This is a genomic window from Pseudomonas lurida, assembly GCF_002563895.1.
In the GTDB taxonomy this organism is placed as follows: domain Bacteria; phylum Pseudomonadota; class Gammaproteobacteria; order Pseudomonadales; family Pseudomonadaceae; genus Aquipseudomonas; species Aquipseudomonas lurida.
In genome coordinates, this window is the sequence record NZ_PDJB01000001.1 from 667,008 (window position 1) to 687,245 (window position 20,238).

A 20,238-nucleotide genomic window follows, 5' to 3' on the forward strand; every position below is an offset into this window, starting at 1 on the left:
CTCGACAAAACTCAGCCCGCGAGCAACCAGGCCCCGGTCGCCGCCGAAGCCGCCCCGGCAATCCGCACCAACGGCGCGGCCGCGGCCGGCAGGAAGCGCACCACCGCGTAACCGGCCGCATGCAGAGCCGCCGTTGCCCCGACAAACCCTGCCGCGTAGGCCCAAGGGCTGGACATGTCTGGCAGCTCCAGGCCATGGGCTACGCCGTGGAACAGCGCAAACAAGGCCGTCGCCCCGACCGCCACGAACAACGGTGGACGCACCGCCAGCGCCACCGCCAAGCCCAAGGCCAGCACCGACGCCGCAATCCCGCTTTCCAGTGCCGGCAACGCCAGGCCTTCAAAGCCCAGCATGCCGCCGATCAACATGGTGCCTACGAAGGTGCACGGCAGTGCCCAGCGCGCGGCGCCTTTTTGTTGGGCGGCCCACAAGCCGACCGCGACCATGGCCAACAGGTGGTCGATGCCGCCCAAGGGATGGCTGATGCCGGCAGCCAGGCCGTTATCGCCGTGGCCCGGGTGAGCGAAGGCCAGCGCAGGGGCCAGCAGCAGGGCCGCAGCAGTGAAGAGTTTCTTGAGGCTCATGGACAGGTTCCTTATGGGTTGATCAGGCGGCGGTCAGCAGGCCTTGGCGTTCGATGAAGGCAACAATGTCGTCCAGGCCGACACCGGTTTTCTGGTTGCTGAACACAAAGGGTTTACCGTTGCGCATGCGTTGGGTGTCGCTGTTCATCAGCTCCAGCGAAGCACCGACCAGCGGTGCCAGGTCGATTTTGTTGATCACCAGCAGGTCGGATTTGCAAATACCAGGCCCGCCCTTGCGCGGCAGCTTGTCACCGGCGGACACGTCGATCACGTAGATGGTCAAGTCGGACAACTCCGGGCTGAAGGTCGCCGAGAGGTTGTCGCCGCCGGATTCCACCAGGATCAGGTCCAGGCCGGGGAAACGGCGGTTGAGTTGATCCACGGCCTCCAGGTTGATCGAGGCGTCTTCACGAATCGCCGTGTGCGGGCAGCCGCCGGTTTCGACGCCGATGATGCGCTCCGGTGCCAGGGCCTGGTTGCGTACCAGGAAGTCGGCGTCTTCACGGGTGTAGATATCATTGGTGACCACTGCCAGGTTGTAGCGATCGCGCAGCGCAAGGCACAGGGCCAGGGTCAGGGCGGTCTTGCCGGAGCCCACCGGGCCGCCGATGCCGACGCGCAGGGGTTGTGAGTTCATGTGCTTCTCCAAAATTAAGAGCCCTAGGAACGGAACAGGCGGCTGTACTGGCGCTCATGGGCCATGCACGCCAGGGACAGGCCAAACGCGGCGCTGCCGAAATGGTTGGGGTCGATGCGGCTGGCATCCTGCTGGGCTTGCTGCAGCAGGGGCAGCAGTTCGCTGGTCAGGCGTTGGGCAGCTTGCTGGCCCAGGGGCAGGGTTTTCATCAACACGGCCAATTGGTTTTCCAGCCAGCTCCACAGCCAGGCGGCGAGGGCGTCGGCGGGACTGATGCGCCAGGCGCGGGCGGCGAGGGCCCAGCCCAGGGCGAGATGGGGTTCATCACGCTGTTGAAGAAATGCGCGGGCGTGATCGTCGAGTTCGGGCAGGCCATTGAGCAGTTGTTGCAGGGAGTAGCCCATCTGCCGGCTCTCCTGGTACAGCTCGCGAGTCTCGCGGCTGGCACGGTGTTCTTCACACAGCTGCGCCAGGCGTGACCAATCCGCATCCAGTGCGGCCTGGCAATGCGCGAGCAGCACCGGCGCCTCGAAACGCGCAAGGTTGAGCAGCAACTGATCGCTGATCCAGCGTCGCGCACTGGCCGCGTCAGCGACGCGGCCGTTCTCCACCGCCATTTCCAGGCCTTGGGAATAGCTGTAGCCGCCAATCGGCAATTGCGGACTGGCCAGACGCAGCAGCGCCCAGGCTGGGTTCATAGACGCACGCCGAACTGGTGCAGCTTGGGCGGATAGTTGAAGTCTTCGTCGCCATGGCGCGAGTGATGGTGCCCGCCACCGTAGGCACCATGCTCCGGCTGGAACGGCGCCTCGATGGTCTCGGTCTGCGCCCCCAACTGTTCGAGCATGGCCTTGAGCACGTAGTCATCGAGCAGCCGCAACCAGCCGTCTCCCACTTGCAACGCGACGTGGCGGTTGCCCAGGTGATAGGCCGCGCGGGTCAGTTCGAACGCACTGGTGCACGTCACGTGTAAGAGTTGTTCAGGTCGAGCGCATACGCGTACGACGCGTCCGTCTTCGGCTTGCAGGAATTCGCCATCGTGCAGCGGTGGCTGGCCACGCTCCAGGAAAAGGCCGACGTCTTCACCGTCGGCACTGAAACAGCGCAGGCGGCTTTTGCTGCGTGCTTCGAAATTCAGCAGCAGCTCGGCGGCCCAGAGGGCTTGTGGGGCGATTCGGCGGTGGATCACCAGCATCAGGAAGCTTCCAGCTATGAGCGATGAAACAGCTAGAGCAAGGGGCTTGCCAACCTGGTTGGGGAGTAGGAATCGCCTGTAGTCATGTGGGATGGCGCCACTAAATAGGGCGAGAGGAAATGACGTGGGCGCGCCAAAGTGGTGCGAAGTGTTGCTTGTTGCACACGTGGTGTGCGTTTTCGGATTTTCCCTACAGGGTGTCAGGAAAAGGCGTTCATCGGGTTACCTGCCAGATCATTAGTCTGTGCGCCGTGTTTAATCCACTGCGACGTTCATCATGTTCAAGCCACTTTGCTATCTGATTATTGCCTGCCTGTCTTTTGTGTGTTCATCGGCCTCTGCCAATCTTCAGCCCCAGGCCTCGTTTTCGGCCTCACTGAAAGAAGCGTCCATCGATGATGTGATCGACCGCGCCCACGAGCTGCTGGGTACGCCTTACAAGTGGGGCGGCACCTCGGCGGACCAGGGCTTTGATTGCAGCAGCTTCCTGGTCTATCTGTTCAAGACCGAAGCCAATATCCAGATACCGCGTACCACGGCCGCCATGCACCGTTCAACCGCCGCGACCATCAAACGCACGGCACTCAAGCCCGGTGATGCAGTATTTTTCAAAGGCAACGGACGCGGCCAGGTCAGCCATGTGGGGCTTTATATCGGTGAGGGCAAGTTCATTCATTCGCCACGTACGGGAAAGAGCGTGCGCATCGACTCGTTGAGCAACCGTTACTGGAACAAGCACTACACCACGGCCAAGCGTTTCCACTCGGCTGGGTGATGCCGTTATTCGGTGCTCCCCAGGCCTTGCCAGTGCTTCAAGCCGATGAAGATAAAACGCAATTGCTGGGTGATTTTTGCCTGGGGCGTGAGGTGGTCAGGCAGGGCCTGGGCAGGCGGATCGATAATATCGGGAAGGGTGGCGAACACACTTTTGACGATCAGGTCGGCCATCACATGCAAGCCTTCGGGATCCAGGTGCTGCAGCTTTGGCATCAGCGTCAGGTCGGCGGCCAAGTCGCGGGTGATGTCTTCGCGCAAGGCGCCGATCGCTTGGCGCACGGCCAGGCAGCCACCATATTGCTCGCGGGCCAGGAACAGGAATTGTGAACGGTTGGCCGACACCACATCGAGAAAGATCCGTACGGAGGCATCGATAATGCCGCCCATCACGAATTCGTTATGGCGCACCAGGCGAATCGTCGCGCGGAAGGTCTGGCCCACTTCACTCACCAGGACGAGGCCAAGCTGGTCCATGTCGGCAAAATGACGATAGAAACCGGTGGGCACGATGCCGGCGGTCTTCGCCACTTCGCGCAGGCTCAGGCTGCCAAACCCACGGCCACACTCCATCAGATGGCGGGCTGCATCCATCAGGGCGAGGCGGGTCTGTTGCTTCTGTTCGGCGCGGGGCAGCATTGGCGGGCGGGCTTTGTCGGCAAGTACAGCGATGCACTCTAGCAAAACAGCTTTGCTGGCGTCGAACTTGGCGGGGAGGGCATGCGTGACAGGGTCTACAAAAAGTCAAAAGCCCGATCGGCGGATCGGGCTTTTTTATGGGCCACCACGGGGTTAGCTCTGTGCTTGATGCAGTTCTTGCAGACGGTCTGCACCGCCTTCGGCAACACCTTCGGCGTAGGCGCGTTTGTTGGCTTGCTCAGCACCGCCTTCAACCAGGCCTTTCTGTTCCAGACGATCACGGCCACCTTCGGCCACCGCGTTGCGTTCCAGCAGGCGATCAGCACCGCCTTCAACCAGACCTTTTTGTTCCAGGCGGTTGCGACCGTTTTCGGTCAGGCCTTCGGTGTAGGCGCGTTTGTTGGCTTGTTCCGAACCGTTTTCAGCGACGCCCTTGGCGTAGTCACGGTTCTCTTCTTCTTGCGAACCGCTACGAGCGACGGTCTGGCTGAAGTGAACGGCGTCGGCTTTGACTTGTGGGGTGGCCTGTTCGGAGGCTGGCAGGGCAAAGGCACTGGAAGCCAGGATGGATAACAGGACGGTAGCGAGTACTTGGCGTTTCATGATGGGTTGCTCCTTGGGAGGGCGATAAAGTGGGTACAGGGCTAATGCTACTCTCGATAAGTCGATATAAAAGTTCATAAACACAATGGTAATAATCAACAGAATTGATTGTTCTAGGCGGAGGCTCTAGAACGGGCCTCTCAAGCACGCGGTTTTGCACCGGTGTGGGTATTTTCGACACGCGCATGGGTAACATTGGTGCGCCATCGCCGTGGGAATCTGTCGGAGTGGTCAGCAATCGAGGTTTTTCCGGGCAAATCCGGGATTGGGTTAAACCCCCGAGCCGTTTGCCAGTCGTAGTTCTATAAGCTGTCCTTAGAGGCTGTCACCCAGCCAGTCGTATTCAGGAGTCCTGTGCAATGACGCGCACTCGTAAAATCATCGCTTGGAGCTGCGCCAGCTTCGTTCTGTTAATCGCCATCGTGGTGGTGGTCCTGGTGTTCTTTGACTGGAACCGCATCAAGCCGCCGCTCAATGCCAAGGTTTCCGAAGAACTGCATCGACCCTTCGCCATCAACGGCAACCTGGCGGTGGTGTGGGCGCGTGAGCCCGATGAAGGCGGGTGGCGCGCCTGGGTGCCGTGGCCCCACGTGATTGCCGAAGACCTGACCCTGGGTAACCCCGATTGGTCGAAAAACCCGCAAATGGTCACGCTCAAAAAGGTCGAATTGCGCATTTCACTCCTGGCGCTGCTGGTGCAGCGCGTGGTGATTCCGCGCATCGACCTCACCGAGCCGAGTGCTCAATTGCAGCGCCTGGCAGACGGGCGCGCCAACTGGACGTTCAAGTTCGACCCCAAGGACCCTAGCGCCGAGCCTTCCAACTGGGTGGTGGACATCGGTGCCATCGGCTTCGACAAGGGGCACGTGACCCTCGACGACCAAACCCTCAAGACTCAGCTCGATGTGATCATCGATCCGCTGGGCAAGCCTATTCCGTTCGGCGAAATCGTCGGCGACGCCGATGCCAAGAAGGCGTTGGAAAAAGGCTCGGCACCCCAGGACTACGCGTTCGGCCTCAAGGTCAAAGGCCAGTACCACGGCCAGAAACTCGATGGCAGCGGCAAGATCGGCGGCCTGCTGGCCCTGCAGGACGCGGCCAAGCCGTTCCCGTTGCAAGCCCAGGTCAAGATCGCTGACACCAGCATCGCCCTCGCCGGCACCCTCACGGATCCACTCAACCTGGGGGCCCTCGACCTGCGCCTGAAACTCGCCGGTTCCAGCCTGGGCAACCTTTACCCACTGACCGGCGTGACCTTGCCTGATTCGCCGGCCTACTCCACCGATGGTCACTTGATCGCCAAGCTGCACGAAGCCAACGGTGCGTCGTTCCGCTATGAGAATTTCAACGGCAAGATCGGTAACAGCGATATCCACGGCAACCTCGCCTACGTCGCCAGCCAGCCACGGCCCAAGCTCAGCGGTGCGCTGGTGTCCAACCAACTACTGATGACCGACCTTGCGCCGCTGATCGGCGCCGACTCCAATGCCAAGCAAAAAGCCCGGGGCGGGGACAGCAAACAGCCGGCCACCAAGGTGTTGCCGGTGGAGGAGTTCCGCACCGAACGCTGGCGTGTCATGGATGCTGACGTGGAGTTCACCGGCAAGCGCATCGTGCACAGTGCGGAGCTGCCGTTCACCGACCTCTACACCCACTTGGTGCTCAACGACGGCGAGCTGAGCCTCGAGCCCCTGCGCTTCGGCGTGGCCGGTGGCAAGCTGGACGCGCAGATTCGCCTGAACGGCCGCACCGTTCCGATGGAAGGCCGCGCCAAACTCACCGCGCGTAACTTCAAGCTCAAGCAGCTGTTCCCGACCTTCGAACCGATGAAGACCAGCTTCGGTGAGCTCAACGGCGATGCCGACATTTCCGGGCGCGGTAATTCCGTGGCGGCGCTGCTGGGCACCTCCAATGGTGACCTGAAGATGCTGATCAACGACGGCGCCATCAGCCGTGGCCTGATGGAAATCGCCGGGCTCAACGTGGGCAACTACGTGGTGGGTCGCCTGTTTGGTGACAAGGAAGTGAAGATCAACTGCGCGGCGGCGGACTTCGGTATCAAGACTGGCCTGGCGACGTCGCGGTTGTTCGTGTTCGATACCGAGAACGCCATCATCTACATCGATGGCACCGCGAACATGGCCACGGAGCAGTTGGACCTGACCATCACCCCGGAATCGAAAGGCTTCCGCCTGTTCTCCCTGCGCTCACCGTTGTACGTCAACGGGCCGTTCATCAAACCGAACGCCGGGGTCAAAGCCATTCCCCTGGCGCTGCGTGGCGCCGGCATGGTGGCATTGGGTGTGATCGCCGGGCCGGCTGCCGGGCTGCTGGCACTGGTTGCTCCGAGCGGCGGCGAGCCGAACGAGTGCGCACCGTTGCTGCAACAGATGAAGGAAGGCAAGGCGCCGAAAACCGTGAAAGGTTAAGCGACCTTTTATACAGACAAATAGGAGAGGGGGCTTGCTCCCGATAGCGCTGGATCAGTCAATTGAGAGGTCGACTGATTTACCGCTATCGGGGGCAAGCCCCCTCCCACATGGGCAGTGCGTGTAGCGGGCTTACAGGCTTTCTAGAATGTCGGCCATATCGTCGGCATGCTCTTCTTCCTGGGCCAGGATTTCTTCGAAGAGGCGGCGAGTGGTCGGGTCTTTGTCACCGATGTACTGAATGATTTCGCGGTAGCTGTCCACCGCAATGCGCTCGGCCACCAGGTCTTCGTAGACCATCTCCTTCAACGAGTTGCCTGCCACGTACTGAGCGTGGGAGTTCTTCGACAGCAGGTCCGGGTTGAACTCCGGCTCACCGCCCAATTGCACGATACGCTCGGCGAGTTTGTCGGCGTGTTCGGCTTCCTGGGTGGCGTGCTCCAGGAATTCCTCGGCGGCGATCTGCGCCTTGACGCCGCTGGCCATGAAGTAGTGGCGCTTGTAGCGCAGTACGCAGACCAGTTCGGTGGCCAGCGAGGCGTTAAGCAGGCGAATGATCTCTTCGCGGTCGGCATCGTAGCCTTCGGTCACTGCACCGTTTTCGACGTTCTGGCGGGCGCGGCTGCGCAGGGTCGCAACGTCAGTCAAGTTTGCTTCAGTCATCTCAATCTCCTGGGGCTAATCCGGTTTTGCGCCACGCTCTGCCGGCGTGATCGCTCCTAGTTGTGAGTCCCGGGCAGCGCAAAAAGTTTTATCGGATTTTCCAGCGGCGTCATGAGCCGGACTTGAGGCTGGGCTAGGCTTTAAGGATCAGATTGAGAGGATGCCCGGTTCATGCCGCAGTCGTTGGTCACGCGTTACCCCCTGGTTTTAGTGCCCGGCATGCTCGGTTTCGTGCGCCTGGGAGTGTTCCCGTACTGGTATGGCATCGTCCCGGCGCTGCGGGCGGGTGGGGCACAGGTGTTTCCCGTGCAGGTGGCGCCACTGGACTCCAGTGAGGTGCGGGGGGAGCAATTGCTGGTGCAGATCGAACGCATTCGCCGCGAAACCGGGGCCGACAAGGTCAACTTGATCGGTCATAGCCAGGGCGCGCTCACCGCGCGGTATGCGGCGGCCAAGCGCCCGGACTGGGTGGCGTCGGTGACCTCGGTGGCCGGGCCGAACCATGGGTCCGAACTGGCCGACCATATACACCTGCATTACCCCGTCGACGGTGCCAAGGGCCGGATCATGAGCGCGCTGTTTCATCTGGTCGCCTGGGTCATGGGCGTGATGGAAACCGGTTATCGCGGGCCGCGCTTCAAGGCGGATTTGCAGGCATCCCACCATTCGCTGACCAGCGCCGGTGTGGCGCTGTTCAATCAGCACTATCCACAGGGTTTGCCGCAGACATGGGGCGGGCACGGCGCGGAAGTGGTCAACGGCGTGCGCTATTACTCGTGGTCCGGCACCTTGCAGCCGGGCATCACCGACCGTGGCCGCAACCTCTTCGACGGCACGAATCGCAGCTGCCGCGTGTTCGCCCGCCGCTTTGTGCGGGAAAAGGGCCAGTGCGACGGCATGGTCGGGCGCTACAGCTCACACCTGGGGGTGGTGATTGGCGATGACTACGCCCTGGATCACTTCGATATCGTCAACCAGTCCATGGGCCTGGTGGGCAAGGGGGCCGAGCCGATCAGGCTGTTTGTCGAGCATGCGCAGCGGCTAAAGGCTGCCGGGGTGTAGTCGGGAGGCCGCGTTATCGTTTTTCGCAGGCAACCCAGCTCCCACAGTTGACCGAGTTCGTCCTGGCGGCTGGGTCCCCTGTGGGAGTCGGGCTTGCCCGCGATGGTGGTTGTTCAGGCGACGCTGGCTTTCCGACTAAATGGGGTGGTCCAGCGCTCCGACAAGACCACCCCGCCCAAGGTCAGGAGGCCGCCCACCAGGTGATACAGCGCCAGTTTTTCCTTCAACACCACGGCAGCAATCAGCGCGGTGATCAGTGGCAGCAGGTTGAAAAACAACGTGGTGCGGCTCGGGCCCAAGCTCTTTACCGAATGCATCCACGCCAGCGGCGCCAACATCGAAGCCAGCAGGCACGCATACAGCACCAGCGGGACGTTGGCCCAGCCCAGGCCAGCCTTCGCCGAGAACAGGAACAGCGGAAACAGCACCACCACGGCCACCAGCACCTGCAAGTACAGCAGCACCAGCGGCGGCAGGCGCAACTGCCATTTTTTCAGCAAGGTGCTGTAGACCGCATACGCCAGGGTCGCGACCAGCATCATGCCGTCACCCAGGTTGACCCCATGTTGCAGCAGCGCGCCGAGGCTGCCGGCCGACACCACCACGACCACGCCGGCGAACGACAGCACCGCGCCGGTCAGGGCACCGTAGGTCAGGCGCTGGCCGAGACTGATGATGGCCGCCGTCAACGCCATCAACGGCATCAGCGACAGGATGATGCCCATGTTGGTGGCGCTGGTCAGTGTCGCGGCGTAGTACGCCAGGCTCTGGTAGACCGCCATGCCCAGCACGCCGAGGATGAACACCTTGCCCAGGTTCGGGCGGATCGACGCCCAGTTGGCGATCACCGGCTTGATCATGAACGGCGTGAACAGCAGCGCCGCCAGCAGCCAGCGGTAAAAGCCGATCTCCGCCGGGAAGATCGAGCCCACGGCCAGCTTGTTGACGACGGTGTTGCCGGCCCAGATAAAAATGGCCAGCAAGGGATAAGCGTATTGCATCGAAAGTAACCAGGTGTGTTGATGAGGCAGGATTATCCATTGTCTGGATCGAAGCTTATACTGCGATCCAGACAAACGACCTTTGTATCCAGACAACATGGCCAAGCACAACGTACGCCTTGCGGATTTCCCCCGGCTGCCGAGCCCGGTGTATTTTCGCTACTCGGATTTCGCACCGGACACCGAGTGCACGCCGCACCAGCATTGCTGGGGCTCGCTGGATTACTCAGCCAGCGGCGTGATGCGCATGGAAGTGGCCGGCAGCCGCTTCATGTCACCGCCGCAATACGCGGTGTGGGTGCCGCCCCATACCGAGCACAGCTCCTACAATGCCGAGGCGATCGTCTACCACTCGGTCGGGTTGGCACCGGAACTCTGCGAGCAACTGCCGCAGCGGCCTTGCACGCTGGCCATCAGCGACATCCTCAAGGCCATTCTCAGCGATTTCGCCCAGCGTGACGTGAACAGGCCGCAGACCGAGCCTGATATTCGCCTGGCCCAGGTGCTGGTGGACCAACTGAGGCAGGCGCCGATCCACGAGTGCTTCCTCCCCTACGCCCGTCACCCTGGCCTGCTCGGTGTGCTGGAGGGCATGCAGGCAGACCCCGGCGACAATCGCCCGCTGGCGCACTGGGCCGAGCAGGTGCATGTGAGCGAACGCACCCTGGCGCGCCAGTTTGTCCGGGAACTGGGCATGAGCTTCGGAGAATGGCGCCAGCGCCTGCGCTACCTGGCGGCCATCGAAGCCCTCGACAGCGAGCGCAGCGTGCAACATGTGGCGTTCGACCTGGGCTACAGCACCGCCTCGGCGTTCATTGCCATGTTCCAGCGCCAAGCGGGCTGTACCCCCGAGCAGTACCGTCGAACACATATCCGTGGTCGATGAAGATGTAACAAGCTTTGACTACACTGCTGGGTAGGCCGTGCCCCCCGGTACGGTAACAGGGAGAAAACTCCATGAAGATGCTGCGCATTCCGCTGTTGATGATGGGCCTGCTGTTGTGTTCCCAAGGTTTTGCCGCCACCGCCCAGCAAAACAAAATGACCACCTGCAATGCCGAAGCCACTACCAAGACGCTCAAGGGGGACGAGCGCAAGGCCTTCATGAAGACCTGCCTGTCGGCCCCGGCGGCCAATGACGCCAAGACCCTGACACCCCAGCAGCAGAAAATGAAGGATTGCAATGCGTCAGCGAAAACCAAGGCGCTGACCGGTGATGCGCGCAAAACCTTCATGAGCACCTGCCTGAAAGGTTAACCACGAATTCACGGGCACTGAAGATCAAATGTGGGAGCCGGCTTGCCTGCCAATGCATCACCTCGGTTTGACTGATACACCGGGGCGCCTGCATCGCAGGCACGCCAGCTCCCCCACTTGATCGCATTAGCACCCTGACCTCTCGCTTGATTCCCTCAAGGCTGGCAGACTGCCCATCCTTTAACGCCGTTCGTTTTGAGGCTGTATGCCAACGTTTTCTCAACGTCACGTGATATTGCTGGCCAGCTACATCATCATTTTCGGCGGGTTGCTGCTGGTACTGCCGCTGAAATTGCTGCCCAGCCTGCTGGCCGGCCTGTTGGTCTTTGAACTGGTCAACATGCTCACCCCCCAACTGCAGCGATTGATCGAAGGCCGGCGTGCGCGTTGGCTGGCGGTGGCGTTGCTCGGCACCCTGATCGTCAGCGTGCTGACCCTGATCTTTGCCGGTGCCATCAGCTTCCTGTTGCACGAAGCGGAAAACCCCGGGGCGTCCCTCGACAAATTCATGGGCGTGGTCGACCGCGCGCGCGGCCAATTGCCGCCGTTCCTCGACGCCTACCTGCCCGCCAGCGCCGCGGAGTTTCGCGTGGCCATCGGCGATTGGTTGAGCAAGCACCTGAGCGAACTGCAGCTTGTGGGTAAGGATGCTGCCCACATGTTCGTCACTTTGCTGATCGGCATGGTGCTCGGTGCGATCATCGCCCTGCAGCGCGTGCCCGACCTGACCAAGCGCAAGCCCCTGGCCGCCGCGCTGTTCGACCGCCTGCACCTGCTGGTCCAGGCGTTTCGTAACATCGTCTTCGCGCAAATCAAGATCGCCGCGCTCAATACCGCCTTCACTGCCATATTCCTTGCCGTGGTGCTGCCGCTGTGTGGCATTCACCTGCCGCTGACCAAGACCCTGATCGTGCTGACCTTCCTGCTCGGCTTGCTGCCGGTCATCGGCAACCTGATGTCCAACACCCTGATCACCATCGTCGCGCTGTCGTTGTCGATCTGGGTCGCAGTGGCGGCGCTGGGTTACCTGATCGTGATCCACAAGGTCGAGTACTTCCTCAATGCGCGGATCGTCGGCGGCCAGATCAGTGCCAAGTCGTGGGAATTGCTGCTGGCGATGCTGGTGTTTGAAGCCGCCTTCGGCCTGCCTGGCGTGGTGGCGGGGCCGATTTACTATGCGTACTTGAAGAGCGAGTTGAAGCTCGGCGGGATGGTTTGACGCAATAACTGAAGTGCTGTTGCTTCGTGGACTTTAAAGGGACTTAGAGGGATACAAGCTGTGAGCGACAATATCTATGCTCCGCCAACGGCAGAGTTGTCTGAGGCGGTAAAGCCCGCTGCCGAGTTTTATGTCATTTCCCAGAAAAAGCTGCTGATTCTGAGCCTGCTCAGTTTTGGGCTGTACACCTATGTCTGGGCGTATAAAAACTGGAGCCTGTACAAGAAAGCCAACCAAGCCGATATCTTGCCGTTGGCGCGTGCGTTCTTTTTTATCTTCTTTGTGCACAAGCTTTACCGCCTTGCCTACCGGCGGGTGGTCGAGAGCGGCCGAAAATTCGATTTCGATTTTGAGCAATGGGCGACGGTGTTTGTGGTGGTGACTGTGGGCGCCAACGTGTTCGACGCCGTGGCTGCGCGCGTCGAGGCGTTGTTTGCCTATAAAAGCCTGACGCTCCTGGCGCTGCCTCTTTGTGCCTACATCCTTCAACAATCCCAGGCCCTGATCAATTTTGCCGCCGGCGACCCGGAAGGTCAGAGCAACGCTCGGTTCAATCCGTGGAACTACTTGGTGATCGTGCCCGGTATTGTCATGTGGGGCCTGACATTTCTTGGGCTGTGGGCGATCTATTTTCGCTAGCCCCCCGCAAAAAGGACTGCTCCATGAACAAGGAATTAAGCGTCGTACTCCTCGCCATCGGCTTTTCGGCACTGGTCGGCTGTTCCGCAGCCGGTGTCGTGGCCAGTTCCGATCCCCAGCAAAAGTTGGCTGACGCCGACGCGTTACTGGATCAGGGGCGGCCACTGCCGGCCGAGCGCTTGATTGCCGAGGCCGTGCAACGGTGCACGGCGGCCGGGGATCAGTTGTGCCTGGCGGACGCTTATCGCGGGTATGGATTGTTTTTCATGTCGTCGGCGTTGGCCAGCCAGAAGGACCGCTATACGACCCAGGGCTTTCGTGACACCACGGCGACCTACGAACAGCGCTACGTGAAAGCCAATGAGTACCTGGAGAAGTCTCGGGCGATCTATGCCCATGCCGGGCGGTTTGAGGTGGTGACCAATCTCAATTTGAACCGAGGCTTTGCCTACGAGATGGCGGGGGATAAGTCGGCGGCTTGCCAGGCCTATGTTGATAGCCTGGCGGCAAGTCGGGAGAACGCGCGGCTTAAGCCGGGCGCCGTGATCCAGGTGCCGGCCAAGTACGGGACATTTGAGCAGTACATCGGCGTGCAAAAAGCGCGGGTGGGGTGTGGCGTTTAGCGTCTTGGGGCGAACTGAGTCTTTGTGGTGAGCGGGGTAAGCCCGCTCACCACTCGACAGATCAGTTTCCGTAACGCTTGCTGGCCTCAATCGCCAAGCCGCTGCCGATACTGCCAAAGATATTGCCTTCCACATGCCGCGCGTTCGGCAACATCGCCGAGATGCTGTGGCGCAGTGCCGGAATGCCGCTGGAGCCGCCGGTAAAGAACACCGTATCGACCTGCGCCACGCTCACCGACGCATCGTTCAGCAACTGCGTGACGCTATTGCGCACGCGCTCCAGCAAGCCATCGATGGCTGATTCGAACAACGCCCGGCTCAGTTCCACGCTCAAGCCCGGTTCAACCCGGTCCAGCAGCACGTGGCGGCTGTCTTCGTGGGTCAGTTGGATCTTGGTTTCTTCTACTTCCATCGCCAGCCAGTGGCCCGCGCGCTGTTCGATCAACTTGAACAGGCGGTCGATGCCACCGGTGTCTTCGATGTCGTAGCGCATGCTGCCCAACGCCAGCTGGGATTTCTGCGAGTACACCGAGTTGATGGTGTGCCAGGTGGCCAGGTTCATGTGGTGGCTGGTGGGCATGTAGGCGCCGCTTTTCATGCGGCTGCCGTAGCCGAACAGCGGCATCATGCCTTGCAGGCTGAGCTGTTTGTCGAAGTCGGTACCGCCGATGTGCACGCCGCCGGTGGCGAGGATGTCGCTCTGGCGGTTGTCGTTGTGGCGGCGGTCCGGTGACAGGCGCACCAAGGAAAAGTCAGACGTACCACCGCCGATGTCGACGATCAGTACCAGCTCTTCTTTTTCAATGGTGGACTCGTAGTCGAACGCGGCCGCAATCGGCTCGTACTGGAACGAAATATCCTTGAAGCCGATCTTGCGCGCCACGTCGACCAGGGTGTTCTCGGCTTCCTGGTCGGCCATCGGGTCGTCATCGACGAAGAACACCGGGCGGCCCAGCACCACTTCTTCGAACTCGCGGCCGGCGTTGGCTTCGGCACGGCTCTTGAGTTGGCCGATGAACAGCGCCAGCAAGTCGGTGAAAGGCATCGCGGTGCCCAGCACGCTGGTGTCGTGTTTGATCAACTTGGAACCGAGCAGGCTCTTGAGCGAGCGCATCAGCCGGCCTTCGTAGTTTTCCAGGTATTCGTGCAGGGCCAGGCGACCGTACACCGGGCGGCGCTCCTCGAAGTTGAAGAACACCACCGATGGCAACGTGATCTTGTCGTCCTCCAGCGCGATGAGCGTCTCCTCGCCGGGACGGATCCAGCCGACGGTGGAGTTGGACGTGCCAAAGTCGATGCCGCAGGCACGGGCTGGGGATGGGTTTTTCATGTCTATCGGGTTCCGGTTGAAAAACGGCCGCGCAGTGTATGCCAGTCGAAGGCGGATGCGTAGGCCGACTATCCGCTAAATCGTGCTTGAAAGTTGGGTATTTGCCCCCACATCTGTTGCATACGGCTAGTGCCGATAACACTTTGACGCACCCCCAGGCCACAAGACTCAACAAGTGCAAAGCAGCGCACGTTGTGCCCTGGGCTGTGCGATCTCGATTAAGGATGGTGAACCGCCGATGGATTTCAAAGACTACTACAAGATATTGGGTGTCGAGCCGAGCGCCGATGACAAGGAAATCAAGGCTGCCTACCGCAAGCTCGCACGCAAATATCACCCGGATGTAAGCAAGGAAAAAGACGCCGAAGAGAAGTTCAAGGACGCGTCCGAAGCCTATGAAGCGCTTAAAAGTGCCGATAAGCGTGCTGAATACGACGAACTGCGCAAATACGGCCAGCATGGCCAGCCGTTCCAGGGGCCGCCGGGCTGGCAGAGCCGTGGCGGTTTTGGCGGGGGTGGCGGTGGCGAGGACTTCTCGGACTTCTTCAGCTCGATCTTCGGCTCGCGTGGCGATGCCTTTGGTGGCGGCCAGCGCCGTCCGGCCGGGCGTAAGGGGCAGGATGTGGAGATGCAGCTGTCGGTGTTCCTCGAAGAGACACTGTCCACCGAGTCCAAGCAGATCAGCTTCCAGGTGCCGCAATACGACGCCTCGGGCCGTCACGTCAGCAACACCACCAAGAGCCTGAACGTGAAGATCCCCGCCGGTGTGACCGACGGCGAGCGTATCCGCCTCAAAGGCCAGGGCGCGCCGGGTATTGGCGGTGGAGCCAATGGCGATCTGTACCTGATCATCAAGTTTGCACCGCACCCCAAGTTTGAAGTCGAAGGCGAAAACCTGGTGATCACCCTGCCGCTGGCGCCGTGGGAGTTGGCGTTGGGCGCTGAAATCGCCGTGCCGACGTTGACCGGCAAGATCAACCTCAAGGTGCCAGCCGGCAGCCAGAACGGCCAGCGCATGCGCGCCAAGGGCCATGGTTTGCTGAACAAGGCCGGGCAGCGTGGCTTCCTGTACGTGCAGCTCAAGGCAGTGATGCCACCGGCGGGCGACGATGACGTGAAAGCGTTGTGGCAGGAGCTGGCGCAGAAAGCTGCGTTTAACCCGCGCGAGCAGTTCTGAGGCAAATACTTTCCCTGCGGTGAGGGAGCCACGCTCCCTCGCCACCGGTTTTCAGCTAGAACAGGAAATACCGCTGCGCCATCGGCAACACCTCGGCCGGCTCACACCACAGCAACACACCGTCGGCCTTGACCTGATAGGTCTGTGGGTCAACCTCGATGTCCGGCAGGTAATCGTTGTGGATCAGGTCGGTTTTCTGCACGTTGCGACAGCCCTTTACCACGCCAATCTGTTTCTTCAGGCCCAGCGCTTCCGGCAGGCCTGCGTCCATGGCTGCCTGGCTGATAAAGGTCAGGCTGGTGGCGTGCAGCGAGCTGCCGAAGCTGGCGAACATCGGCCGGTAGTGCACCGGCTGCGGCGTGGGGATCGAAGCGTTCGCGTCGCCCATCAGGCTTGAGGCAATCGCCCCGCCCTTGAGAATCAAGGTAGGTTTTATGCCGAAAAACGCCGGGCGCCACAGCACCAGGTCGGCCCACTTGCCCACTTCGATGGAGCCGACGATGTGACTCACGCCGTGGGTGATCGCCGGGTTGATGGTGTACTTGGCGATGTAGCGTTTGGCGCGGAAGTTGTCGTTGCCAGGGCCATCGCCGGGCAGTGGGCCGCGTTGCTTTTTCATCTTGTCGGCGGTCTGCCAGGTGCGTGTGATCACCTCGCCCACTCGGCCCATGGCCTGGCTATCCGAGCTGATCATCGAGAACGCGCCGAGGTCGTGCAGGATGTCTTCGGCGGCTATGGTCTCGCGGCGGATGCGGCTTTCGGCGAAGGCCACGTCTTCGGCAATGCTGGGGTCCAGGTGATGGCAGACCATCAGCATGTCCAGGTGCTCGTCGATGGTGTTGCGCGTGAACGGCCGGGTCGGGTTGGTCGAGCTGGGCAGCACGTTGGGGAAGCCGCAGGCCTTGATGATATCTGGCGCGTGACCGCCCCCTGCACCTTCGGTGTGGTAGGTGTGGATGGTGCGGCCCTTGAGCGCGGCCAGCGTGGTTTCGACAAAGCCGGATTCGTTGAGGGTGTCACTGTGGATCGCCACCTGCACGTCGTACTGGTCGGCAACGCTCAGGCAGTTATCGATACTCGCCGGTGTGGTGCCCCAGTCCTCATGCAGCTTGAGGCCAATGGCACCGGCCTTGACTTGCTCGATCAGCGGCTCGGGCAGGCTGGCGTTGCCCTTGCCGGTAAAACCGATGTTCATCGGAAACGAATCGCTGGCCTGGAGCATCCGCGCCAGGTGCCAGGGACCTGAGGTGCAGGTGGTAGCGTTGGTGCCCGTGGCCGGGCCGGTGCCGCCGCCGATCATGGTGGTGACGCCGCTGGTCAGCGCCTCTTCGATCTGCTGCGGGCAGATGAAGTGCACATGGGAGTCGATGCCGCCGGCGGTGAGGATCATGCCTTCGCCGGCAATCACTTCGGTGCTGGCACCGATGGCCATCGTCACGCCGGGTTGGATATCCGGGTTGCCGGCTTTGCCGATCGCGTGGATGCGGCCGTTTTTCAGGCCGACGTCAGCCTTGACGATGCCCCAGTGGTCGATGATCAGCGCGTTGGTAATCAGCGTGTCGACCACTTCATGGGCGAGCAACTGGCTCTGGCCCTGGCCATCGCGGATCACCTTGCCGCCGCCGAATTTCACCTCCTCGCCATAGACGGTGAAGTCTTTTTCGACCTCGACGAACAACTCGGTGTCGGCCAGGCGAACCTTGTCACCGACGGTGGGGCCGTACATGTCGGCGTAGGCTTGGCGGCTGATTTTCATGTGTGTGTGCCCTGGAAAATTACGTTGAATGTGAGATCGCTATCGCGGGCAAGCCCGCTCCCACAGATGGAATTCGTTCCCGTGTGGGAGCGGGCTTTCCCGCGATGAGGCCCTAAAGGTCACCCATGATCCGTCCGGCAAACCCGAACACCCGCCGTCCACCGCTCAAATCCACCAACTCGATTTCACGACTCTGCCCCGGCTCGAAGCGCACCGCCGTCCCCGCTGGAATATTCAGGCGCATGCCCCGGCTCGCCGCGCGATCAAAGGTCAGCGCGTCATTGGTCTCGAAAAAATGGTAATGCGAGCCCACCTGGATCGGCCGGTCGCCGCTGTTGGCCACGCTGAGTGTGACGGTGCGGCGACCCACGTTGAGTTCGATGTCGCCAGGCTGGATCTGATATTCACCAGGAATCATGCAGGTTGCCCCAGGGTCTTGAAGTAGATGGCGGTCGGGCTGTAGCGCCCGTCCGGGCTTTGGCAGTAGTCGGGCAACTCACCGATCTTGGTGTAGCGCAGCGACTGGTAGAAGGCCTCGGCCGGGGAGCCGGCTTCGGTGTCCAGGTACAACAGGCCGCGCTTGTGCTGGCGCGCGGCGAGTTCCAGGGTGTTCATCAACTGTTGGCCCAGGCCGTGACGTCGGGCGCTGCTGTGCACCAGCAGCTTTTGCACTTCGGCGCGGTTGAGACCGTTGGCTTTCTGGCACAGCGCCAGTTGCACGCTGGCGATCACCTGTTCGTCGCGCACCACGACCCACAGCAGCAGGCTGGCGTCTTCGACGCTGGCTTGCACCCCCTTCAGGTAAGCGCGGGCCTGGGCTTCGTCGAAGTCAGCCATGAAGCCGACCGATGCACCGTGCTTCACCGCGTCCAGCAACAGCTCGATCAAGCCCAGGCGGTAGTGGGCAAAACTTTCTGCATTCACTCGACGCAGTTGCGAAGCGCTCATCGACTCACTCCTTGGGCGGTTCGGCGCCCGGGTTCAGGTTCAGTTGCATAAACGTCAGGTCCAGCCAGCGGCCAAACTTGATGCCCACTTGGGGCATCTGGCCGGTGGTAATGAAGCCCAGGCGCTCATGCAGGTGGATCGAAGCGTGGTTGCCGCTTTCGATGGCGGCGACCATCACATGTTTGCCGCCGGTGCGGGCGCGTTCGATCAGCGCCTCCATCAGGCGCGGGCCGAGGCCTTTGCCGCGTTGGTCGTTGCGCACGTACACCGAGTGCTCGACGCTGTAGCGGAAACCTTCGAACGGTCGCCAGTCACCGAACGAGGCGTATCCGGTGACTTCACCGTTTTCCACGCAGACCAGGACCGGATAGCCCTGGGCATGCCGCGCACTGAACCAGGCCTGGCGATTGCCCAGATCCACCGGTTGTTCGTTCCAGATCGCCGTCGTGTTGAGTACCGCGTCGTTGTAGATATCGCGGATCGCCGGCAAATCGTTTTGAGTTGCGTCACGAATCATGGCCGGGCCTCAGGCGATGGGTTGGTGGACGGTGACCAGCTTGGTGCCGTCGGGGAAGGTGGCTTCCACCTGGATGTCCGGGATCATCTCCGGGATGCCTTCCATCACCTGTTCCCGGCTGAGCAGGGTGGTGCCGTAGTGCATCAGGTCGGCGACCGTGCGGCCATCGCGGGCCCCTTCCATCAGTGCGGCGGAGATGTAGGCGATGGTTTCCGGGTAGTTGAGCTTCACGCCGCGCGCCAGGCGCCGCTCGGCCACCAGGCCTGCAGTGAAGATCAGCAGTTTGTCTTTTTCCCGTGGGGTCAGATCCATGGTTCAGGTGCTCCAGATTCGCGGTGAAACGGCTTCACGGCCCAGCACCGCCGGGCGCAGCAACCGCCATAAATCAATCAACCATGCCCGCGCCAGCAGCGCTTCGCTGGCCAGGCAGCGCGCGACCAGCAGGCCAGGCAGTTGAGTCAGGTCGCCGCGCACCGCGTGGGGCAGGGCACGGCAGGTTTCGAGTAATTCAGGGGCGATGTCGGCGGTCAGCAGCAACGTCGCAAACACCGGCTGACCGTCCAGGCCTATGGGCGAGTCCAGCAAGCCGTCGGCGCCGACAATGCGTTGGCGCTCGTGCCAGAGCAACTGGCCGTCGCGGCGAATGTCCAGGTGTGACTGAAAGTGGCCGAGGTCGAAACGTTCAGCGCTGGCCGGGCGACCCAGGGCGACCACATCCCAGTAGAACAGCCGCGCATCGCCTTGCAGCGCGATGCGCGTAGTGAGCTCGGCCTGGGCGGCACTGAATACGATGGTTTCCTGGGGCAGCCATTCCAGGGTGGCGCCGGCTTCCACGGTGAGGTCCACCTGCTGAAAGGCGGGGCCGCTGGCGCGATACCATTTGGCCGCGCCGGGGCTGGTCAATTGCGCCCAGGCACCCGCGCCGACATGGGCGCTGATGTCCAGGCGATCACCACCGGCAATCCCGCCGGGCGGGTGCACGATAATGTGCTGGCACACCTCGGGGCCTTCGGCGTACAGGTGCTTTTGCACCCGCAGCGGGCCAAGGTGGCGGCGCATCACCGGGCGCGTGGTGTCACCGAAACGCGCATAGCCGAGTTCCAGCTCGGCGTGCCAGCTGGGGGTGAACAAGGCGGGGGAAACGGGCAGGTTCATGGCGTGTGCTTATCGTTAGGAGGCTACAGA

At 61.6% G+C, this 20,238-nt stretch carries 24 protein-coding genes; 9 read left to right on the top strand and 15 right to left on the bottom strand.

Going from position 1 to position 20,238, the window contains the following annotated elements:
• Positions 1 to 11: 11 nt before the first annotated feature.
• From ATH90_RS02910 to ureE, 4 genes are read right to left on the bottom strand one after another with little or no spacing between them, the layout of a single operon-like run.
• Positions 12 to 584: a HupE/UreJ family protein gene (locus ATH90_RS02910; RefSeq protein WP_098465668.1), complete on the bottom strand. Its 573-nt coding sequence runs from the start codon at positions 582 to 584 to the stop codon at positions 12 to 14.
• Positions 585 to 606: 22 nt separating this feature from the next.
• Positions 607 to 1,221: an urease accessory protein UreG gene (gene ureG / locus ATH90_RS02915; RefSeq protein WP_065874333.1), complete on the bottom strand. Its 615-nt coding sequence runs from the start codon at positions 1,219 to 1,221 to the stop codon at positions 607 to 609.
• A gap of 23 nt (positions 1,222 to 1,244) precedes the next feature.
• Complete coding sequence (locus ATH90_RS02920; RefSeq protein ID WP_098465669.1) at positions 1,245 to 1,919, bottom strand: urease accessory protein UreF; 675 nt, start codon at positions 1,917 to 1,919, stop codon at positions 1,245 to 1,247.
• Entirely contained in the window at positions 1,916 to 2,416 is a 501-nt protein-coding gene (gene ureE / locus ATH90_RS02925; protein ID WP_098465670.1) for an urease accessory protein UreE, read from the bottom strand. The genes ATH90_RS02920 and ureE overlap by 4 nt, the downstream gene beginning before the upstream one ends.
• 277 nt (positions 2,417 to 2,693) lie before the next feature.
• On the opposite strand from ureE, the gene ATH90_RS02930 reads away from it, so the two are divergent.
• The gene (locus ATH90_RS02930) at positions 2,694 to 3,191 is read left to right on the top strand and encodes a C40 family peptidase (protein WP_098465671.1); all 498 of its coding nucleotides are present in this window, start codon (positions 2,694 to 2,696) and stop codon (positions 3,189 to 3,191) included.
• A gap of 5 nt (positions 3,192 to 3,196) precedes the next feature.
• Here ATH90_RS02930 and ATH90_RS02935 read toward each other — a convergent pair whose 3' ends face one another.
• Both ATH90_RS02935 and ATH90_RS02940 read right to left on the bottom strand, forming a co-directional pair.
• Positions 3,197 to 3,829 carry a TetR family transcriptional regulator gene (locus tag ATH90_RS02935; RefSeq protein ID WP_012721951.1) on the bottom strand — a complete coding sequence of 211 codons (633 nt, stop codon included), beginning with the start codon at positions 3,827 to 3,829 and terminating at the stop codon, positions 3,197 to 3,199.
• A 153-nt stretch (positions 3,830 to 3,982) separates the two neighbouring features.
• Entirely contained in the window at positions 3,983 to 4,432 is a 450-nt protein-coding gene (locus ATH90_RS02940; protein WP_069021499.1) for a hypothetical protein, read from the bottom strand.
• 359 nt (positions 4,433 to 4,791) lie between these two features.
• Between ATH90_RS02940 and ATH90_RS02945 the strand changes: the two genes are divergently transcribed.
• Complete coding sequence (locus ATH90_RS02945) at positions 4,792 to 6,861, top strand: AsmA family protein (protein WP_034105639.1); 2,070 nt, start codon at positions 4,792 to 4,794, stop codon at positions 6,859 to 6,861.
• Positions 6,862 to 6,993: 132 nt separating this feature from the next.
• Here ATH90_RS02945 and ATH90_RS02950 read toward each other — a convergent pair whose 3' ends face one another.
• Positions 6,994 to 7,524, bottom strand: coding sequence for a ferritin-like domain-containing protein (locus ATH90_RS02950; protein WP_034105637.1), 531 nt, complete (start codon positions 7,522 to 7,524; stop codon positions 6,994 to 6,996).
• Between the two features lie 171 nt (positions 7,525 to 7,695).
• Here ATH90_RS02950 and ATH90_RS02955 point away from each other — a divergent pair, with 171 nt between their 5' ends.
• Positions 7,696 to 8,586 (top strand): esterase/lipase family protein, encoded by an 891-nt coding sequence (locus tag ATH90_RS02955; RefSeq protein ID WP_034105635.1) that lies wholly within the window; start codon positions 7,696 to 7,698, stop codon positions 8,584 to 8,586.
• Between the two features lie 113 nt (positions 8,587 to 8,699).
• On the opposite strand, the gene ATH90_RS02960 is transcribed toward ATH90_RS02955, so the two are convergent.
• Entirely contained in the window at positions 8,700 to 9,587 is an 888-nt protein-coding gene (locus ATH90_RS02960) for a DMT family transporter (RefSeq protein ID WP_098465672.1), read from the bottom strand.
• A gap of 97 nt (positions 9,588 to 9,684) precedes the next feature.
• Here ATH90_RS02960 and ATH90_RS02965 point away from each other — a divergent pair, with 97 nt between their 5' ends.
• From ATH90_RS02965 to ATH90_RS02985, 5 genes are all read left to right on the top strand, one after another.
• Entirely contained in the window at positions 9,685 to 10,473 is a 789-nt protein-coding gene (locus ATH90_RS02965; RefSeq protein ID WP_069021493.1) for an AraC family transcriptional regulator, read from the top strand.
• Between the two features lie 71 nt (positions 10,474 to 10,544).
• Positions 10,545 to 10,844, top strand: coding sequence for a PsiF family protein (locus ATH90_RS02970; protein WP_017849707.1), 300 nt, complete (start codon positions 10,545 to 10,547; stop codon positions 10,842 to 10,844).
• A gap of 205 nt (positions 10,845 to 11,049) precedes the next feature.
• On the top strand, positions 11,050 to 12,063 hold the full coding sequence (locus ATH90_RS02975) for an AI-2E family transporter (protein WP_034105630.1): 1,014 nt from the start codon (positions 11,050 to 11,052) through the stop codon (positions 12,061 to 12,063).
• Positions 12,064 to 12,123: 60 nt separating this feature from the next.
• Entirely contained in the window at positions 12,124 to 12,702 is a 579-nt protein-coding gene (locus ATH90_RS02980) for a hypothetical protein (protein ID WP_034105628.1), read from the top strand.
• Positions 12,703 to 12,725: 23 nt separating this feature from the next.
• Positions 12,726 to 13,325, top strand: coding sequence for a hypothetical protein (locus ATH90_RS02985; protein ID WP_069021491.1), 600 nt, complete (start codon positions 12,726 to 12,728; stop codon positions 13,323 to 13,325).
• Between the two features lie 61 nt (positions 13,326 to 13,386).
• Here the strand turns inward: ATH90_RS02985 and ATH90_RS02990 are convergent, their stop codons facing one another.
• The gene (locus tag ATH90_RS02990; RefSeq protein WP_034105624.1) at positions 13,387 to 14,655 is read right to left on the bottom strand and encodes an Hsp70 family protein; all 1,269 of its coding nucleotides are present in this window, start codon (positions 14,653 to 14,655) and stop codon (positions 13,387 to 13,389) included.
• Between the two features lie 238 nt (positions 14,656 to 14,893).
• Between ATH90_RS02990 and ATH90_RS02995 the strand changes: the two genes are divergently transcribed.
• On the top strand, positions 14,894 to 15,832 hold the full coding sequence (locus ATH90_RS02995) for a DnaJ C-terminal domain-containing protein (RefSeq protein WP_034105623.1): 939 nt from the start codon (positions 14,894 to 14,896) through the stop codon (positions 15,830 to 15,832).
• A 55-nt stretch (positions 15,833 to 15,887) separates the two neighbouring features.
• Here ATH90_RS02995 and ureC read toward each other — a convergent pair whose 3' ends face one another.
• From ureC to ATH90_RS03025, 6 genes are all read right to left on the bottom strand, one after another.
• On the bottom strand, positions 15,888 to 17,588 hold the full coding sequence (gene ureC, locus ATH90_RS03000) for an urease subunit alpha (RefSeq protein WP_034105621.1): 1,701 nt from the start codon (positions 17,586 to 17,588) through the stop codon (positions 15,888 to 15,890).
• 112 nt (positions 17,589 to 17,700) lie between these two features.
• Positions 17,701 to 18,006, bottom strand: a complete 306-nt coding sequence (locus tag ATH90_RS03005; protein ID WP_012721964.1) for an urease subunit beta — start codon at positions 18,004 to 18,006, stop codon at positions 17,701 to 17,703.
• Complete coding sequence (locus ATH90_RS03010) at positions 18,003 to 18,536, bottom strand: GNAT family N-acetyltransferase (RefSeq protein WP_069021489.1); 534 nt, start codon at positions 18,534 to 18,536, stop codon at positions 18,003 to 18,005. Before ATH90_RS03010 ends, ATH90_RS03005 begins: the two co-directional genes overlap by 4 nt.
• A gap of 4 nt (positions 18,537 to 18,540) precedes the next feature.
• Positions 18,541 to 19,053, bottom strand: a complete 513-nt coding sequence (locus ATH90_RS03015; protein WP_034105617.1) for a GNAT family N-acetyltransferase — start codon at positions 19,051 to 19,053, stop codon at positions 18,541 to 18,543.
• A 9-nt stretch (positions 19,054 to 19,062) separates the two neighbouring features.
• Positions 19,063 to 19,365 carry an urease subunit gamma gene (gene ureA, locus ATH90_RS03020; protein ID WP_003171437.1) on the bottom strand — a complete coding sequence of 101 codons (303 nt, stop codon included), beginning with the start codon at positions 19,363 to 19,365 and terminating at the stop codon, positions 19,063 to 19,065.
• A gap of 3 nt (positions 19,366 to 19,368) precedes the next feature.
• Positions 19,369 to 20,208, bottom strand: coding sequence for an urease accessory protein UreD (locus tag ATH90_RS03025; protein ID WP_098465673.1), 840 nt, complete (start codon positions 20,206 to 20,208; stop codon positions 19,369 to 19,371).
• Between the last annotated feature and the right edge of the window lie 30 nt (positions 20,209 to 20,238).

What these genes read in the sequence shown, in the direction of transcription:
- ATH90_RS02985 (WP_069021491.1), top strand. Translation starts at nt 12,726, where the DNA reads ATGAACAAGGAATTAAGCGTCGTACTCCTCGCCATCGGCTTTTCGGCA.
- ATH90_RS02940 (WP_069021499.1), bottom strand. Translation starts at nt 4,432, where the DNA reads ATGAAACGCCAAGTACTCGCTACCGTCCTGTTATCCATCCTGGCTTCC.
- ATH90_RS02975 (WP_034105630.1), top strand. Translation starts at nt 11,050, where the DNA reads ATGCCAACGTTTTCTCAACGTCACGTGATATTGCTGGCCAGCTACATC.
- ureC (WP_034105621.1), bottom strand. Translation starts at nt 17,588, where the DNA reads ATGAAAATCAGCCGCCAAGCCTACGCCGACATGTACGGCCCCACCGTC.
- ATH90_RS02955 (WP_034105635.1), top strand. Translation starts at nt 7,696, where the DNA reads ATGCCGCAGTCGTTGGTCACGCGTTACCCCCTGGTTTTAGTGCCCGGC.
- ATH90_RS02950 (WP_034105637.1), bottom strand. Translation starts at nt 7,524, where the DNA reads ATGACTGAAGCAAACTTGACTGACGTTGCGACCCTGCGCAGCCGCGCC.
- ATH90_RS02965 (WP_069021493.1), top strand. Translation starts at nt 9,685, where the DNA reads ATGGCCAAGCACAACGTACGCCTTGCGGATTTCCCCCGGCTGCCGAGC.
- ATH90_RS02935 (WP_012721951.1), bottom strand. Translation starts at nt 3,829, where the DNA reads ATGCTGCCCCGCGCCGAACAGAAGCAACAGACCCGCCTCGCCCTGATG.
- ATH90_RS03025 (WP_098465673.1), bottom strand. Translation starts at nt 20,208, where the DNA reads ATGAACCTGCCCGTTTCCCCCGCCTTGTTCACCCCCAGCTGGCACGCC.
- ATH90_RS02960 (WP_098465672.1), bottom strand. Translation starts at nt 9,587, where the DNA reads ATGCAATACGCTTATCCCTTGCTGGCCATTTTTATCTGGGCCGGCAAC.
- ATH90_RS03005 (WP_012721964.1), bottom strand. Translation starts at nt 18,006, where the DNA reads ATGATTCCTGGTGAATATCAGATCCAGCCTGGCGACATCGAACTCAAC.
- ATH90_RS02930 (WP_098465671.1), top strand. Translation starts at nt 2,694, where the DNA reads ATGTTCAAGCCACTTTGCTATCTGATTATTGCCTGCCTGTCTTTTGTG.
- ATH90_RS02910 (WP_098465668.1), bottom strand. Translation starts at nt 584, where the DNA reads ATGAGCCTCAAGAAACTCTTCACTGCTGCGGCCCTGCTGCTGGCCCCT.
- ATH90_RS02945 (WP_034105639.1), top strand. Translation starts at nt 4,792, where the DNA reads ATGACGCGCACTCGTAAAATCATCGCTTGGAGCTGCGCCAGCTTCGTT.
- ATH90_RS02995 (WP_034105623.1), top strand. Translation starts at nt 14,894, where the DNA reads ATGGATTTCAAAGACTACTACAAGATATTGGGTGTCGAGCCGAGCGCC.
- ATH90_RS03015 (WP_034105617.1), bottom strand. Translation starts at nt 19,053, where the DNA reads ATGATTCGTGACGCAACTCAAAACGATTTGCCGGCGATCCGCGATATC.
- ATH90_RS02990 (WP_034105624.1), bottom strand. Translation starts at nt 14,655, where the DNA reads ATGAAAAACCCATCCCCAGCCCGTGCCTGCGGCATCGACTTTGGCACG.
- ATH90_RS02970 (WP_017849707.1), top strand. Translation starts at nt 10,545, where the DNA reads ATGAAGATGCTGCGCATTCCGCTGTTGATGATGGGCCTGCTGTTGTGT.
- ATH90_RS02920 (WP_098465669.1), bottom strand. Translation starts at nt 1,919, where the DNA reads ATGAACCCAGCCTGGGCGCTGCTGCGTCTGGCCAGTCCGCAATTGCCG.
- ATH90_RS03010 (WP_069021489.1), bottom strand. Translation starts at nt 18,536, where the DNA reads ATGAGCGCTTCGCAACTGCGTCGAGTGAATGCAGAAAGTTTTGCCCAC.
- ureA (WP_003171437.1), bottom strand. Translation starts at nt 19,365, where the DNA reads ATGGATCTGACCCCACGGGAAAAAGACAAACTGCTGATCTTCACTGCA.
- ureE (WP_098465670.1), bottom strand. Translation starts at nt 2,416, where the DNA reads ATGCTGGTGATCCACCGCCGAATCGCCCCACAAGCCCTCTGGGCCGCC.
- ureG (WP_065874333.1), bottom strand. Translation starts at nt 1,221, where the DNA reads ATGAACTCACAACCCCTGCGCGTCGGCATCGGCGGCCCGGTGGGCTCC.